This is a genomic window from Streptomyces sp. NPDC040432, assembly GCF_055595445.1.
This window is the reverse complement of sequence record NZ_JBVIVP010000005.1, coordinates 150478-166641: the sequence shown is the minus strand read 5'-3', so window position 1 is coordinate 166641 and position 16164 is coordinate 150478. Positions and strand designations below refer to the sequence as shown.

The 16164-nt window shown below is 73.9% G+C and carries 15 protein-coding genes; 10 read left to right on the top strand and 5 right to left on the bottom strand.

The window, feature by feature from the left end; translation table 11 throughout:
- The first annotated feature begins 2 nt into the window (after positions 1-2).
- Positions 3-248, top strand: a complete 246-nt coding sequence (locus tag ACZ58N_RS13585) for a chaplin (protein WP_281209865.1) — start codon at positions 3-5, stop codon at positions 246-248.
- Positions 249-325: 77 nt separating this feature from the next.
- Here the strand turns inward: ACZ58N_RS13585 and ACZ58N_RS13580 are convergent, their stop codons facing one another.
- From ACZ58N_RS13580 to ACZ58N_RS13565, 4 genes are all read right to left on the bottom strand, one after another.
- Positions 326-676, bottom strand: a complete 351-nt coding sequence (locus ACZ58N_RS13580) for a hypothetical protein (RefSeq protein ID WP_471158597.1) — start codon at positions 674-676, stop codon at positions 326-328.
- 180 nt (positions 677-856) lie between these two features.
- Positions 857-2047, bottom strand: coding sequence for a chaplin (locus ACZ58N_RS13575; RefSeq protein WP_471158595.1), 1191 nt, complete (start codon positions 2045-2047; stop codon positions 857-859).
- A gap of 121 nt (positions 2048-2168) precedes the next feature.
- Positions 2169-2402: a chaplin gene (locus ACZ58N_RS13570; RefSeq protein ID WP_471158593.1), complete on the bottom strand. Its 234-nt coding sequence runs from the start codon at positions 2400-2402 to the stop codon at positions 2169-2171.
- Between the two features lie 232 nt (positions 2403-2634).
- Positions 2635-3045, bottom strand: a complete 411-nt coding sequence (locus ACZ58N_RS13565; RefSeq protein ID WP_281209869.1) for a rodlin — start codon at positions 3043-3045, stop codon at positions 2635-2637.
- Positions 3046-3326: 281 nt separating this feature from the next.
- Here ACZ58N_RS13565 and ACZ58N_RS13560 point away from each other — a divergent pair, with 281 nt between their 5' ends.
- The 9 genes from ACZ58N_RS13560 (at position 3327) to ACZ58N_RS13520 (ending at position 14557) form a co-directional block, all read left to right on the top strand.
- Positions 3327-4502 carry a DUF3344 domain-containing protein gene (locus tag ACZ58N_RS13560; RefSeq protein ID WP_471158591.1) on the top strand — a complete coding sequence of 392 codons (1176 nt, stop codon included), beginning with the start codon at positions 3327-3329 and terminating at the stop codon, positions 4500-4502.
- 19 nt (positions 4503-4521) lie between these two features.
- The gene (locus ACZ58N_RS13555) at positions 4522-5745 is read left to right on the top strand and encodes a glycosyltransferase (protein WP_471158590.1); all 1224 of its coding nucleotides are present in this window, start codon (positions 4522-4524) and stop codon (positions 5743-5745) included.
- 2 nt (positions 5746-5747) lie between these two features.
- Positions 5748-7280, top strand: coding sequence for an exopolysaccharide biosynthesis polyprenyl glycosylphosphotransferase (locus ACZ58N_RS13550; protein WP_471159217.1), 1533 nt, complete (start codon positions 5748-5750; stop codon positions 7278-7280).
- Between the two features lie 2 nt (positions 7281-7282).
- A complete protein-coding gene (locus ACZ58N_RS13545; RefSeq protein ID WP_471158588.1) occupies positions 7283-8650 on the top strand; it encodes an O-antigen ligase family protein in 1368 nt (455 codons plus the stop codon).
- The gene (gene murJ / locus ACZ58N_RS13540) at positions 8647-10644 is read left to right on the top strand and encodes a murein biosynthesis integral membrane protein MurJ (protein ID WP_471158586.1); all 1998 of its coding nucleotides are present in this window, start codon (positions 8647-8649) and stop codon (positions 10642-10644) included. Before ACZ58N_RS13545 ends, murJ begins: the two co-directional genes overlap by 4 nt.
- Positions 10634-11410 carry a polysaccharide deacetylase family protein gene (locus tag ACZ58N_RS13535; RefSeq protein ID WP_471158584.1) on the top strand — a complete coding sequence of 259 codons (777 nt, stop codon included), beginning with the start codon at positions 10634-10636 and terminating at the stop codon, positions 11408-11410. The genes murJ and ACZ58N_RS13535 overlap by 11 nt, the downstream gene beginning before the upstream one ends.
- The gene (locus ACZ58N_RS13530; protein ID WP_471158582.1) at positions 11407-12633 is read left to right on the top strand and encodes a glycosyltransferase; all 1227 of its coding nucleotides are present in this window, start codon (positions 11407-11409) and stop codon (positions 12631-12633) included. The genes ACZ58N_RS13535 and ACZ58N_RS13530 overlap by 4 nt, the downstream gene beginning before the upstream one ends.
- Positions 12634-12710: 77 nt before the next feature.
- Positions 12711-13418 (top strand): YveK family protein, encoded by a 708-nt coding sequence (locus ACZ58N_RS13525; protein WP_471158580.1) that lies wholly within the window; start codon positions 12711-12713, stop codon positions 13416-13418.
- Positions 13415-14557 (top strand): GNAT family N-acetyltransferase, encoded by a 1143-nt coding sequence (locus ACZ58N_RS13520; RefSeq protein ID WP_471158578.1) that lies wholly within the window; start codon positions 13415-13417, stop codon positions 14555-14557. Before ACZ58N_RS13525 ends, ACZ58N_RS13520 begins: the two co-directional genes overlap by 4 nt.
- A 35-nt stretch (positions 14558-14592) precedes the next feature.
- Here the strand turns inward: ACZ58N_RS13520 and ACZ58N_RS13515 are convergent, their stop codons facing one another.
- Entirely contained in the window at positions 14593-16104 is a 1512-nt protein-coding gene (locus ACZ58N_RS13515) for a glycoside hydrolase family 26 protein (RefSeq protein ID WP_471158576.1), read from the bottom strand.
- Between the last annotated feature and the right edge of the window lie 60 nt (positions 16105-16164).

Sequence of the window (16164 nt, the reverse complement as noted above, 5' to 3'; positions counted from 1 at the left end):
CCATGAACTCTGCTGCTGCCAAGAAGGCCGCCCTGGTCCTGGCCACCGCTGGTCTCGCCGCGGCCGGTGCCGCCGGCTCCGCCGTCGCCGACTCGTCGGCCGAGGGCGCGGCCGTGGGTTCCCCCGGTGTCCTCTCGGGCAACCTGGCTCAGGTCCCGGTCCACGTCCCGGTCAACGTCTGCGGCAACTCCGTCAACGTGATCGGCCTGCTGAACCCGGCGTTCGGCAACGTCTGCGTCAACGACTGACGTTCGTCGCCCCTGCACACGTGACTGTGGGCGCCCCCGGCATCGCCGGTGGCGCCCACAGTCATGTCGGGGGCGGTTCAGTGCGCGCCGCCGTTGAGCTTCACACCGCCGAGGAGTTCCGGGGACGCCTGGGGAGCGAGGTTCGCGACCTCCAGGACCTCGCCGGGCAGGTTGTTGCGGGCCTGGTTGACCTTCTGGACGGTGCCGAACACCTTGTCGACGCTCTGGCCCTGCTCGGCGAGTCCGTTGCCCACGGTCTGGGGGAGCGCCTCGCTGACGGGGCCGACGGCGTTCAGCGCGTCGGACAGTCCGCTCGTCGCGCTCATGGGGGGCATCGACGCCGGGGTCTCGGTGGCGAAGGCCGGGGTCGCGGCGCCGATGGCGGCGACGGAGCCGACGAGGACAGCGGCGACCTGCTTGAGCTTCATTATTCGAAATCCTCTTCTTTTCGTGGGCAGAGGCGTCGGCGGCGACCGTCGCGCCGCTTTCGACCTGGGTAACGATTACCGGCCGCTGCGGAAACGCCGGGTTTCGGGGCACGGCAATGGCCGGAGAATCCGACAAGGGATTCTCCGGCCGATATTTCTTCTGATTACCGGCATTCCCGGTCAGAAGACGCGGGACCTCCGGTACAGGATCGCGCCGCCCAGGATCAGGGCCGAGGCGAGCGCCGCCGCGGCTTCCGGCCGGCCGGCTCCGGTATCGGCCAGCTCCGGCGCCGCCACGTGGGGCGCGGGGGAGACGGGGCCGCGGGGCGCCGGGGCGGAGGGGACCTCCGCGGCCGGGACGGGCGCCGGGGCGGGTACGGGTGGCAGTGATACCGGGGCGTCACCGCCGGGGGCGGCCGGCGGCTGGTCGCCGGGTCGGACGTTCTCCGGCACCGGGGCGGGCGCCGGGGCGGGTCGCTCCACGGGCTGGCTGCCGTGCGGCGGTCGCGGGGCGGGGGGCTCCTGCGCGACGGGCGGCGCGGGGGCGGGCAGCGGCGCCGGGAGCGTGTGGGGCTGCGGCTCGGGCTGCGGTTCCGGTCGGGTCTCCGGCCCCGGCTGCGGCTCCGGGACCTCCTGGACCGGTGCCGGGACGGGCTCCGGCGCCGGCAGCGGTACGGGCTGCGGCTCGGGCACCGGCGGGATCTCCGGCACGGGGACGGGCGCGGGGGCGGGCAGCGGCGCCGGGTACTCGGCGGCCGGCTCGGGCATCGGCGCCGGCTCCGGGAGGGGTGCCGGGTGGTGCGGTGCGGGCGGCGCCGGGTGGGGGACCGGCTGCTCGGCGTGCGGTGGGGGCCCCGCGGGGTGGTCGTCGCACTCCTCCTCCGGCTGCTGCTCGCCCGGGCCGCCGTAGCCGCCGTCGTGGGACGGCTCCTCGTGGCGGGGCGCCGCGTGCCGCGGGAGGTGCTCGCGGGGGGTCCCGTAGCCGCGCTCCTCCTCGTGGCGCTGGGACGGCAGCGCGTGCCGGCCGCGGCTCCGCTCGTCGAGGTAGCGCTCGAAGGCATCGGCGTGCTCGGGGCTGAGGTGACGCTCGTAGTCGTAGCCGACGTCGGAGCCGCTGGTGGTGACGCAGGTGTTGCCCATCGCGGGGTTGAGGGCGGCACCCCCGTCCACGCTGTTGCCGCACATGTTCGGGGCGAAGGTGATCGGTACCGAGACGCTGTTGCCGGACAGCACACCCGGAGAGTGCGAGGCCTCGGCCGTCGCCCCGGGATGCGCGTAGGCCGCGCCGGTCGCGATCGACAACAGGCTGGACGCGGCCGCCGCCGTGAGCATCCCCTTGCCCAGTACCTGTCGACTCAGTACCTGTCGCATGGGTCCTTCCCTGTCTACCGGCGCTGGGCCGGTGCTGAATCGAAGGTGGCCCCGGAGTGCACCGCCGTGCACTCCGGGGCCACCCCGAGGAGGTTCGCCCCCGCGGGGCGCAAGCGCTTCGTCAGTCGTTGACGCAGGTGTTGCCGAACGCCGGGTTCAGCACGCCGACGACGTCGACGGTGTTGCCGCAGACGTTGACGGGGATGTGCACCGGGACCTGGATCAGGTTGCCGGAGAGGACACCGGGGGAGCCGGCGGCGACACCCTGGGCGCCCGAGTCGGCCATGGCGGGGGAGGCGACACCAGCGGCCATCAGCGCGCCGGCGGCCAGCACCACTGCCTTCTTGTACGTCATTTGATTTCGATCCTTTCCCGCAGGGGCGTATCCACTGCAGAAATAACAACGAGCGGCTTCCGGAAAAGAAACCGGATATTTTTCGGGGCCGGCGAGAAATTCACTCCGATGCCCCGGGGTTCGTGCGTCGAATTCCGTGATGATGCGTTCCGGAATTCGAAAGTGTCCTATACGCGGCGAGGCCGCCGCGACCCGAGGGTGCGACGGCCTCGCCGGGGCGGGGCTGAGGGGGTCAGCTGCCGGAGGAGACGTTGCCCGAGAGGATCGGGATGTTGTCCAGGATGTGCGAGAGGGCCTCGTCGCCCTTGGCCTGGGTCGAGTTCTCGGTGCACTGCTGGTTCTGCGGGCTGGACAGGACCGGGATGTCCTGGACGCCGACGTTGACCAGGGCGAGGACCGACTGCACGTTGGCCTTGGCGGGCAGGGCGATGCAGGGCTTGTTGAACGAGCCCTGGATGAGCGCCATCTGCGGGCTCATGTTGCCGTACGTGGCCTGGTTGCCGTAGATCTGCGAGGCGCCGTTGCCGTTCACGGTGTTGATGCCGTTGTCGTTCCCGATCGCCATCGCCTGCGGGGCCATCGCGGCACCCAGACCCACGACGGAGGCGGCAACCGCTGCGCCAGCCACAAACTTCTTGATCATTATCGTCCCTTTTTTGCAGGATTGCCCGGTACTGGAGCACACGGAACAACGGCCCCGCCCCGTCCCGGGTTGCGTCGATTCACCCGGATGCCGACGTTTCGGATCGGAAGGTTGACGATCAGGCGTTCCCGCACCCGTTCCCGGCGGGGCGGACGGGCGGGCCCGGTGCGACTTCCGGGGTGTTTTCCCATTTCCGCTCGCGCGGTGGTGCGCGGCCTTAACGACCCGCCCACCGCGAGGGTGCGTACCGTCGCCCAAAAGGCCGTACGAGCGAGTCCGACGTGATTTCCAGCCTGATTTCTGACAAAGTGCACTCCTGTTTTGTCCCCTTGATCGAAAATGGAGACAGGGACATGGGTTCACCCCGCAGAATCCTCGGCACACTCGGCCTGCTGTCCTGCCTCGCACTTTCCGCCAACGCCCCCGTGGCGCAGGCGGCGGAACCGGCCGGGCCGCGCGAATTGCCCCGGGTGCCCTTCACGCAGCGTTATCAGGCCGTCCAGCACGGCGGACTCGTCCGGGCCTCGAACTCGGGCATCAGCTGCCGCAAGGAGGAGTCCCCGCAGGCCGAGCCGTGCGCCGAGGTCAAGCGGGGGGCGGCCGGGGTCAACAGCGACTTCGAGATGTTCTACAGCGAGGTCGACAAGGACCCGGACACCTACAACTCCACCCGCGCCGAGCTCAAGGTCCCGCAGGGCGCGAAGGTCTCGTACGCCCGTCTCTACTGGGGCGGGAACCTGCGGGTGGGCGAGCAGAAGCCGCCGCAGGACAACGGTCGGGTGCTGGTCGCCGAGCCCGGCGGCGCCTACAAGGCCGTCCTGGCCGACACCGTGATCGGGCACCGCACGGACGCGGGCAGCGACGCCTACCAGGCCTCGGCCGACGTGACCCCGCTCGTCCGCAAGGGCGGTGCGGGCCTGTGGACCGTCGCGCAGCTCAACATCGCCATGGGGCACTCCGACGTGGGCGCCTGGGGCGGATGGACCCTGGTGGTCGCCTACGAGCACCCGCAGGAGCCGCTGCGCCGGCTCTCGCTGTGGGACGGCTTCGAGGGGTTGGTGGCCGGGGGCGGCGAGGCGGCCGGGGAGACGGTGGAGATCGCCGGGCTGGACGCCGCGGCCGGCTCCGCGGGACGGGCCGGGGTGGTCGCGTACGACGGGGACCGCGGGACCCTGGGCGACTCACTCACGGTGACCGCCGACAGTGGTCGTCGGGTCAGCCTCAGTGATGCAGAAAATCCTTTTAATGATGTTATGAATTCCACGATCACGGAATTCGGACGTCCCTCGTTCGTGCGACAGCCCGAACATATTAACAATCTCGGATATGACGCGGACGTGTTCGATCTCAGTCCCGCGCTGTCCGACGGTGCCCGCAGCCTGAGTTTCAAGTTCACAGGCGAAAGCCAGGGTCAATTCCTCGGTGTGCTCTTCGTTCAGACAGACGCGCGCCGCTGAACGCAGGAGTCCACTCCACGTGCCGACACAACCATCAGCGCAGCCTTCACCAGCACGGCCCCCACGGGAACCCTCCGGATCCACGTTCACCGTCCTGCACCTGGTGCAGCCCGTGGACGGAGGCGTGGCCCGGGTCGTCACCGACCTCGTACGGGCGCAGACCGCCGACGGCCTGCGCGTCGTCGTCGGCTGCCCGCGCGGCGGGCGGCTCGCCGACGACGCCCGGGAAGCCGGAGCCGAGGTGCTCACCTGGCGCGCCGGGCGGGCCCCGGGCCCAGGCCTGCCCGCCGAAGTCCTCGGCGCCGCCCGGCTGATCCGCCGGATCCGCCCCGACCTGCTGCACGCGCACAGCGCCAAGGCGGGACTCGCCGGACGGCTCGCCGTCCGGGGGACCCTGCCCACGGTGTTCCAGCCGCACGCCTGGTCCTTCGACGCCGTCGGCGGGGCCACCGCCGCGCTCGCGCTGCGGTGGGAGCGCTTCGCTGCCCGCTGGGCCGACCGGGTGCTCTGCGTCAGCGAATCCGAGCGCCACGAGGGGGAGTCCGAGGGCATCACCGGCCGCTGGTCGGTGATCCGCAACGGCGTCGACCTCGACCACTTCCGCCCCGGCCGCCCGAACCCGGAACAGGACCGGGCCGAGGCCCGCGCCGGGCTCCCGCTGCCCGACGGGCTCCGCGGCGACGGACCGCTCGCCGTGTGCGTCGGCCGGCTCTGCCCGCAGAAGGGCCAGGACATCCTGCTCCGGGCCTGGCCGGAGCTGCTCGGGACCGTTCCCGAGGCCCGGCTGGCACTGGTCGGGGACGGTCCGGACGGCGAGCGGTTGCGCCGCACGGCACCGCCCGGCGTGTTCTTCGCGGGGGCCGCCTCGGACATCCGACCGTGGCTTCGGGCCGCCGATCTCGTTGTACTGCCGTCGCGGTGGGAAGGAATGGCGCTCGCTCCGCTCGAAGCCATGGCCTGTGGCCGACCGGTCCTGGTCTCCGACGTCAGCGGTGCGCGGGAGAGCCTGCCCTCCGGCCAGGGACGGCTCTGCCTGGTGCCACCGGAGGACCCGACGGCCCTGGCCAAGGCCCTGGGACGGCTCCTCGCCGAACCGCGGCTGCTCGCCGAACTCGGGGAGCAGGCCCGGCAGCACGCCCGGACCGACTTCGACGTGCGGCGGACCGCTGACGCGGTCACCGGCCTGTACCACGAACTGCTGGGCAGGCCCCGGCCCTCGAATCAGGAGCGCATCAGCCGATGACGATGGACAGCGCACCCGCCCGGCACGGCGGGCAGGGCGGCACGGGGCCCGCCGGCGGCAGCGCCTTCGCGCCCGCGCCGCCGGCGGAAGCCCGCCGCTCCGTGACCGCGATCCACCCCCCGCGGGGCCCCCGGGCCGAGCGGGCCCGGCCCGTCGTCCGCCCGCAGCGGGTCCGTCGCCGCGACGGGCTCGTCCCGCTGCTGACCGCGGACGTGCTGGCCGTCGCGGCCACCGCGGCCGCCGCCCCCGCGTCGGTGCTGCCGACCGGCACGGCCGCGCCCGCCGTCGTCCTGCTCGCCGCCGCGCACGTCGCCCTGCACGCGCAGGCCGGCCTCTACCGGCCCCGGCTCGCGCCCTCCGCGCTGCTCGAACTGCCCGCGCTGGCCGGGCGGGCCGCCGTGCTGTGGTGCGTGGCCGCCGCCGTGCTCGCCGCCGCCCTGCCCGGACACGCCCTCGGCTGGAGCGCCCTGTTCGGAGCCGTCTGCCTCCAGGCCGTCCTCGCCTGCGCCGGACGCGGGCTCGTCAACCAGCTGCACCGCCGCTCCGCCGTGCGCAGGCCGCTCTCCGCGCTCGTCGTCGGCCCCGGCGAGGGCGCCGGCGCGGTCGCCGCCGCCCTGCACGGCCGTCCGGAGTACGGGCTGCGGCCCGTCGGCATCGCCGACACCGAACCCGCCGCCGACGGGGTGACCGGGCAGCTGCCGCTGCTCGCCACCCACGAGGACATCCGGCGCGCCGTCATCCAGAACTCGGTGCTGCACGCCGTGTTCACCCGGCCGCCCGAGGCCGACGAACGCACCGCCTCCCTGGTCCGGCTCTTCCACGACCACGGCTGTCGGCTCTGGCTCGCCGACCCCGCCGGGACCGCCAAGGTCACCGGCATGCGGGTCGCGCAGCCCGCCGACCAGCTCTGGGGGTACGCCGTGCAGCCGCTGCTGCCGCGTCCCTCCCGGCCGCTGGAGCGCTCCGCCAAGCGGGCCATCGACTCCTCCCTCGCGGCCCTGGCCCTGCTGGCCGCGGCCCCCGTCATGGGCGCCTGCGCGCTGGCCGTACGGCTCTCCGACGGCCCCGGCGTGATCTTCCGGCAGGAACGGGTGGGCCTGTACGGACGCCCCTTCACCCTGCTGAAGTTCCGCACCCTGCGCGCGAACGAGCTCGATTCCGCGACCCGTTGGACCGTCGCCGGCGACCAGGGCATGAGCCCCGTCGGCTCCTTCCTGCGCAAGTCCTCGCTGGACGAGCTCCCGCAGCTGTGGAACGTCGTACGGGGTGACATGAGCCTGGTCGGACCCCGACCCGAACGGCCCTTCTTCGTGGCCAAGTTCAGCAGCATCCACCCCGGATATGAAGCCCGCCACCGGATGCCCGTCGGGATCACCGGACTCGCCCAGATCAACGGCCTGCGCGGGGACACCTCCATCGAGGACCGGGCCCGCTTCGACAACCACTACATCGACACCTGGTCGCTGTGGCAGGACCTGTGGATCCTGGCCCGGACCGCCGCCTCCTTCTTCCGCTTCCGTCTCGGGGGGAGTTGAGCATGAGCCTCGCCGCCACCACCGCACTCCGCGTTCCCGGCCTGCCGGGCATGCTGCGCCGGCACTGGCCGCTGCTGCCGCTCGCCGCGACCGTGCTGTTCCTCCTCGCCCCGCTGCCCGCCGGCGACGCGACCGCGTCCGGGAAGGTCGGCCCCGCCGACGCCGCCTCGCTGCTCCTCGCCCTGGTCTGCGGGGTGCAGGCCCTGCGAGGTCGGGTGCGGGCGCTGACGCCGCTGGGCGTGCTCGTCCTCGGGCTGCCGGCGGTCGGGCTGGCGGTGGCGACGGTGACCGCCGGGGACCCGTACGCGGCCCTGCCCGGCTTCGTCCGCTACCTCCAGGTCTTCGTGCTGGTCCCGGCGGCCGTGGTGCTGCTGGTGCGTGACGCGCGGGAGTTCCGCATCGCCGCCGGGTGTTTCGTCGTCCTCGCGCTGGTGCAGGGGGCGGTGGGCGTCGTGCAGTACGCGACCCACACCGGCGCCTCCTACCAGGGCGAGGACGTCCGCGCCGTCGGCACCTTCGGCCCCGGCGACGTCATGGGCATGGCCACGGTGGTGGCCTACGGGCTGGTCGTGGCGACCGCCGCCGCGCTCGCGCCGGGGCTCGCGCCCCGGGTCCGGCGGATCGCCGGGGGATGCGCGCTGCTGCTCGTGGTGCCGCTGGTGCTGTCCTTCAGTCGTGGCGCCTGGATCGCGACCCTCGGCGCGGCCGTGCTGGTCATGGTGCTCGCCGGCATCCGGCGGGCACTGAAGGTGCTCGTCGCGCTGGGAGCCGCAGGGGTGGTGCTCGTCGGCGGGCTCGGGGTCGGCTCCGAGATGGTGGCCGAGCGACTGACCTCGATCACCCAGGTCTCCAGTGCCCCCGACCAGTCGGTGACCGACCGCTACACGATGTGGGCCGCCGCCGGGTCGATGTGGCGCGAACGACCGGCCGCCGGCGTCGGCCTCAAGGGCTTCCCCGCCCACCGCGACGGGCACTCCTCTCTCGGCCTGTCCTCCGGCAGCGACACCGCCGGCGCCGGACAGGCGTACCTGCGCCAACCGCTGCTGTCCCCGCACAACATGTACCTGCTGATCCTCAGCGAACAGGGGCTGATCGGGCTCACCGCGCTCGTGGGCGGCTGGGCGGTCCTCCTCGTCGCGGGCCTGCGCCGGTACGCGACCGGACGCGGGATCCGCGACTGCGGCCTCGTCGCGATCGGCCTCCTCGTCTGGCAACTGACCGACTTCCTCTACGCCGACATCGGCGGCCCCTCCACCGTCCTGACCGGCGTGATCATCGGACTTGCCGCCTGGTGGGCACTGCCCTCGCCCGGGGACCGGTGGGCTCCCGGCTCGGGGAGCCCGCTCCCCGACGGGCCGGCCGGCCGGTGACCGACACCACGCCCTGGCGGCGGCCCGCGGTCGCGGCGACCGAAGTCGCCGCGACCGCGGGCCGTCCGCCGCGCCCGGCGCCGGCTCCCGCCGGGCCCGAAACGCCCCGCACGGACGCGGTCCCCGAGCAGGACCCGCCCGCCCGGGAGCATCCCGACGACGACGCTCCCGCCCCCCGCCGACCCGTGCTCGCCCGTACGGGCCGGACCGGCGCGGGGCCGGCGGGCGGGCCCCGCACGGCCACCGCCGCACGGGGCGCCGGCGGCACGGGTACGGCCCGCACGGACCGCGACGCGGGTGGCGGCGGGGGCGCGGCGGCCACCGGGGGCGGGCGTGGCGAAGGATCCGGACCGGGCTCGTCCGGAGGTGGGTCGCCCGCCGGCGCGCCGCTCGGCCGGTTCCTGGCCAAGGCCGCCGCGGTCACCGCCGGGCTCACCGCGGCCGGTGCCGTCCTCGGACTCCTGCGCGACCAGACCATCGCGCACCTCTTCGGTGCCGGACACGACAGCGACGCCTTCCTGATCGCCTGGACCGTGCCCGAAATGGCCTCGACGCTGCTCATCGAGGACGCCATGGCGCTGCTCATGGTGCCCGCCTTCAGCCACGCACTGGCCCGCAGGGCGGCCGGCCGGTCCGGCCTGACCCGGCTGGAGGCCCGCGCGCAGGACCCCGTACGGCTCCTCGTCGCGGCGACCCTGCCCAGGCTCCTGGTGCTCCTGGCGGCCGTGGCCTCCGTCCTCGTCGTGGCCGCGCCGCTCGTCGTCGGGGCGCTCGCGCCCGGCCTGCCCGACCCCGGACTGGCCGTCGAATGCACCCGGCTGACCGCGCTCACCGTGGTCTCGTTCGGCATCGCCGGGTACTTCAGCGCCGCCCTGCGTGCCCACCGGTCCTTCCTGCCGCCGGCCGCGATCTACGTCTCGTACAACGTCGGGATCATCGGCACGATGGTCGCCCTGCACGCCCTGTGGGGCGTCCGGGCCGCCGCCGCGGGGGTCGCGGTCGGCGGGCTGCTGATGGTCCTCGTCCAACTGCCCGCGTTCATCCGGAACGTGGGCTTCGGGCCGCGCCGGGCCAAGTTCGCCCCGCGCAGCCAGCGCGACCGCGACCGGCCCACCCTCATCGCCTTCGGCGTCATCGCGCCCGTCATCTTCTTCGCCGTGTTCCGGCAGTCACAGGTCCTCGTCGAACGCTTCCTCGCCGCCTCGCTGCCCTCGGGCGCCATCTCGCACCTCAACTACGCGCAGAAGGTCGCGCAGATGCCGATGGTGCTGTCCCTGATGATCTGCACCGTCACCTTCCCCGTCGTGGCCCAGGCCATGGCGGGCGGGGAGCGGGACAAGGCCCGGCGCCGCGTGGAACGGGACCTCGCCCTGGCCTCCCTCGCCGTGCTGATGGGAACCGCCCTCGTCATCGGGTACGCCCCGCAGATCATCGAGGTCCTCTTCGAACGCGGCGCGTTCACCCACCAGGACACCCTCGCCACCGCCTCCGTCATGCGGGTCTACGGCCTCGGGCTCCTCGGCCACTGCCTCGTCGGAGCCCTGTCCCGGCCCTTCTTCTCGACCGCCCGGCCCACCTGGTTCCCGGCGCTCGCGATGGGCGCCGGGCTGCTCGTCAACGTCGTCGCCGGAGCCTTCGCCGTCGGCTGGTGGGGCACCTACGGCATCGCCGCCGCCAACGCCGCCGGCATCTCCACCACCGCCGCCCTGCTGCTCACCGGACTCGGCTCCCGGATCGTCGCCATCCAGGTCCGCCGGGTCGCCATCAGCATCGGCCGGCTCGCGGTCGCCGCCGTCGCCGCCTGCGGCACCGGCTGGCTCGCCGGGCCGATGATCCCCGACCCGCTGCTCAGCGCCGCCCTCGGCTGCCTCCTGGTCCCGGCCATGTTCGGGGCGACCGGCATGGCCATACGGGCCCTTGAGGTCACCGTCCTTCCCGCCCAGCTCGCCCAGCTCACCTCCCAGCTCACCCAGAGGTTCCGCAATGTCCGCTGACACCGACACGGCGCCCGCCGCCGCGGTGCGTTCCGCCCGCCGCACCGCCGCGCCGTGGGTCCTGATGTACCACTCGGTCGCCGAGTTCACCGACCCCGCCGAGGACCCCTACGGCATCACCGTCACCCCCGCCGCCCTGGAGGCCCAGCTGCTGTGGCTGCGCGCCCGCCGGCTGCGCGGGGTGTCCGTCGGCGAACTGCTGCGGGCCCGCGCCGCCGGGCGCGGCCGGGGGCTGGTCGGACTGACCTTCGACGACGGGTACACCGACTTCCTGGTCTCGGCCCTGCCCCTGCTGCGCCGCCACGACTGCACCGCCACCCTCTTCGTGCTCCCCGGCCGGCTCGGCGTCGACAACGTCTGGGACCCGCTCGGACCGCGCAAGGCCCTGCTCACCGCCGAGGGCATCCGCGAAGTCGCCGCCGCCGACATGGAGATCGGCTCGCACGGACTCCTCCACCAGGACCTGACCGCCGCCCCCGACGACGTCCTCCAGCAGGAACTGCGGGGCAGCCGCGACCTGCTGCGCGAGCTGACCGGCACCCTCCCCGAAGGGTTCTGTCACCCCTACGGACACCTCGACGCCCGCGTCACCGCCGCCACCCGGGACGCCGGCTACGCGTACGGCTGTGGCATCGCCCCCGGGCGGCTCGCGGGCCCGCACGCCATGCCGCGCACCCACGTCAGTCAGGCCGACGGGCCGGCCCGGCTGCGGATCAAGCGGCTCCGCCACCGGCTCGGCGAGCTGCGCCGGGTGGTGCTCACGTGAACACGGTCAAGGCACTGCACATCATCACCGGGCTCGGCGTCGGCGGCGCCGAACAGCAACTGCGCCTGCTGCTCAGGCACATGCCCATGAGCTGCGACGTGCTGACGCTGACCAACCCCGGCCCGGTCGCCGACGGCCTGCGCGCCGACGGGGTCCGCGTCGTCAACCTCGGCATGAGCGGGAACCGGGACCTGGGCGCCCTGCCCCGGCTGGTGAAGTTCATCCGGCGCGGTCGCTACGACCTGGTCCACACCCACCTGTACCGGGCCTGCGTCTACGGCCGCGTCGCCGCCCGACTCGCCGGCGTCGGAGCCACCGTCGCCACCGAACACTCCCTGGGCGAGGCCGAGATCGAGGGCCGGCCGCTGTCCGGCGGCGTCCGGGCCCTGTACCTGGCCAGCGAACGGCTCGGCGCGGCCACCGTCGCCGTCTCGGACACGGTCGCCGCCCGGCTGGAGGGGTGGGGGGTGCCGGCGCCGCGCATCCACGTCGTACCGAACGGCATCGAAGCCGTCCGCTTCCGCTTCGACGAGGGCGTCCGGCGGGCCACCCGGGCCCGCACCGGACTGCCCGAACGGGCCTTCGTCGTCGGCGGGGTCGGCCGGCTGGTCCCGGGCAAGCGGTTCGACGTCCTCGTACGGGCGGTCGCCGCGCTCCCCGGGGCGCACCTGCTGCTCGCCGGGGACGGGCCCGAGCGGGCCGCGCTGCGCTCCCTCGCCGCCGAACTCGGCGCCCAGAGCCGGATCCACCTGCTCGGGGAGCGGGACCCGCTGGGCGACAGCGCCGACGGGCGCACCCCCGGCATCCCCGCCCTGCTGGCCGCCATGGACGTCTTCGTGTCCCCTTCGCGGGAGGAGGCGTTCGGGCTCGCGGTGGTCGAGGCCCTGGCCGCCGGACTGCCCGTCCTGCACGTCACCTGCCCCGCCATCGACGACCTGCCCGCCACCCAGGCGCCGGGCGCGCGCCGCATCGGGCCCGGCACCGAGGAACTGGTCGCGGCACTGCGCGGGCACATGGAGGCCGGCGTCCGCCGGCTGCCGCCGCCACCCGTGGTGCGTCGCTACGACATCGCCGGCAGCGCGAGCCGCCTCCTCGACGTCTACGCCCTCGCGCTCGCCGCCCCGGCCCCCCACGGGACGCCGGCCGTGCCGCTGCCCGCGCCCTCCACCCCGGCGGCACGGGGCCCGGCCGCGCCGGGCTCCGCGCCCGCGGGCAACTGCTGACCCCGAATCCACCACCCCGGCCGGGGGAACGGCCGGGGCCGTCGAACCCCCCTCCCCCCAGGAAGCGAGCACCGCACATGGCCGACACCGCCGACCAGAAGAAGTCCGACCACCGTTCGGAGAGGAAGCGGCGTGCCCTGCGCCCGCCCGCGTGGTGGCCGTTGCCCGCCTGCGCCCTGCTCGGCATGGCCGCGGGCGGGGCGTACGGGGTCCTGAAGGCGCCCGAGTACGCCGCCACCAGCTACGTCGTCGCCGTGCCCGACGACACCACCGAACCGGCGACCGCGCTCGGCTTCTCCCAGGCCTACGCCCGCATCGCCACCAGCAGTTCCACCCTCGCCTACGCGCAGCCGCGCGCCGGCATCGACGCCAAGCGGCTGCGGACCCAGGTGCGCGCGGAAACCTCCCCCGAGTCCCCGATGATCGCCATCACGGGCACGTCCACGAGCCCCTCCGAGGCCGCCGACATCGCCAACGCCGTCGCCGACGCGCTGTCGCTGAGCAGCAACCAGGCCGCGAAGAACACCGGCGTGCAGTTGCTCCTGTTCAACCAGGCCGTCGCCCCCACCGACCCGGCCTCGCCCTCCGCGGCCATCAGCGGCGCCGTCGGGCTGTGCGCCGGTGGGCTGCTGGGCGGTCTGTGGCTGCTGGCGCGGCCCGCCCGGGCCGGACGTCCCGTACGGCGTGCGGACGGCGGGGCGCCGCAGTCGGCCGTCGAGGAGTACGCCTCCCTGCCCGCGCAGGGCGAGCACACCGAGACCAAGGAGAAGGAGTCCGCGCGATGAATCCGGGCTCCACCGGGGCCCTGTCGGTGACGTTGTGCCGCGACCCCCGGCAGTTCGCCACCCTGGAAGAGTCGTGGAACCGGCTGTTCCGCGGCTGCCCCACCGCCACCCCGTTCCAGAGCCACGCCTGGCTGCACTCGTGGTGGCTGTCGTACGGCAAGGAGGGCCGGCTGCGGACCGTCCTCGTGCGGCGCGGGGACGAGCTGGTCGGGGCGGCCGCGCTGATGCTCGTGCACCGTCCGCTGCCGCGGCTGGTGGCGCTCGGCGGCGGGATCACCGACCACTCGGACGTGCTGGTGGCCGCCGAGCACGCCGAGCAAGTGGTTCCGGCGCTGGCCCGCGGGCTGCACCGGGCCGCCCGGAGCGCGATCGTCGACCTGCGCGAGGTGCGTCCGGGGGCCGCCGCGGAGGCGCTGTACGAGGCGTGGCCCGGGGTGCGTCGCAAGCTGGCCGACTCCACCTGCATGGAGCTGCCCGCGCTGCCGTTCGACGAACTGGTGAAGCGGATGCCGGCCTCCGGCGCCCAACGGGTGCGCGCCAAGCTCCGCAAGACCGACGCCGCCGGGATCGAGGAGCACGAGGTCACCGAGCCCGAGGTGCCGCAGGCCGTACGGACCCTGCTGCGGCTGCACGAGAAGCAGTGGCGGGGGCGCGGGGTGACGCCCGAACACCTCAAGCCGCGGTTCGCCGAGCACCTGACCCGGGCCACCCGACGGATGGTGCGGGCCGGGGAGGGCCGGCTGACCGAGTTCCGGCTGGACGGGAAGGTGGTGGCGGCGAACGTCACGCTGCTGTCCGCCGGGCTGAGCGGCGGCTACCTGTACGGCGCCGATCCGGACCTGCGCGACCGCAAGGTCGACGTGGCGACGCTGCTGCTGCGCCACGAGACCGGGCGGGCGCTGGCCGACGGCCGCCCCGTGGTGAGCTTCCTGCGCGGCAGTGAGCCGTACAAGAACCACTGGCGCCCCGAAACGGTGGTCAACCAGCGGTTCCTGATGTCCACGGCCGCGCTCGCGCCCCTGCTGCGACTGCACGAGTCGCAGGTGACGGGGCGCGAGCGGGCGGTGGACGCGCTGCGGGAGGCGCTGCCGGCCGCACGGGACTGGCGGGCCCGGATCAACGAACTGCGGGTCCGGTGACCGTGCCGGTGCGCCCGCCGCGCGGGGGGCGGGGACTAGAACGGCCAGACGTAGGAGTCCTTGCCCCACTTGAGGTCGAAGCAGACGGCCTGGTTGCCGACCAGCTTGGACAGCCACTCGCCGAAGGTGAGCGGTACGCACCACTGGCTGCTGTTGTTGGGCTGCGGCGCGGGCGGCGTCGGCCTGGGCACCGTCGGGCTCGGTGTCGGCGTCGGCTTCGGCGGTACGGGCACGGAGACCTCGGGGGAGGGCACCGGCGGGAACACGGGCGGTACCGGGACCTGCGGCGAGGGCACCGGGGGGAGCACCGGCGGCACGGAGACGTCCGGCTTCGGGACCACGGGGGTGGGGTCGACGGGGCCCGGGACCGGGGTCGGCACCTCGGGGCTCGGCACCGGAAGCGGCACCTGCGGCGAGGGGACGGCGGGTGTGGGGACCACCGGCGTGGGGATCGCCGGGGTGGGGATCTGCGGGGTGGGGACCACCGGGGTGGGAATCGCGGGGGTCGGGACCACCGGCGTCGGGATGACGGGCGTCGGGACCACCGGCGTCGGGACGACGGGGCCGGGCAGGTCCGGCGTCAGTGCCTCGCGGAACGCCCGGGAGGACTCCGGATTCGCCTTGCACTGCCACACGCCGTGCGGGCAGTAGTCGGTGATGGTGTGGTAGAGCGGCTTGTGCTGCTCGATCCACTTCAGCATCCGCCGCACGTACTCGGGGTTGTCCCCGTTGCGGAACAGGCCCCACTCCGGGTACGAGATCTCCTTGCCGTGTTCCTTCGCGAAGTCGACGTGCTGCTGGAGCCCGTACGGCTGGGTGATCTGCTCGTCGAAGTTCCGGCCGGGAGCCTGGTCGTACGAGTCCATGCCGATGATGTCGACCCAGTCGTCGCCCGGGTAGCACTTGGTCCAGCCGATGGCGTCCGTGCCCCGGTTGGGGGCGAAATCGAACTTGAACTCCTGGCCGGGCACGGCGCGCATCGTGGTGACGATGCGCTTCCAGTACGCCTTCCAGTTCTGCGGGTCGGGCCCGCAGCGGTGGGTGTAGGTGGTGCCGTTCATCTCCCAGCCGAGCACGATCACCGTGTCGGGGACGCCCAGCGTCACCAGCCGCTCGGCCAGCTTCCGGAAGTGCCGGTCGTACTCCCCGCCGGCGCCGGCCCTGATCAGCCGGGCCACCTCGCGGTCGGGGATCCGGCTCTCGTTGCGCGCCTGCATGGGCACGTTCAGCACGAACAGCCGGTCGTCCTGGGCCTTGCGCCACGCCGCCCAGTCCGCGAGGAAGCCGACGTTGCCCTCGATGCCGCCCCACACGTCACCGGGCAGATAGGTGTGCCCGACCCGGATCTCCTTGCCGCCCAGCCAGCGCGACAGGGACGGGATCCGGGCCACCCCGGGCGGCCCGAAGTCGAGATACGCGCCCATGGCGACGTCGGAGCTCCTGGACGATTCCTCGTCGGGGGCCGACAGCGCGGCTCCCGTGGCGAGCAGTCCGGCCGTGACCGTACCGATGCAGGTGCTCACCAGTCGGTGTCGTGGTCTGGGCATGGCGTCTCCCGAGCTTTCCTGAACCGGTGTGCTTTCCAAAGACGTTAGGCATCAGATCTG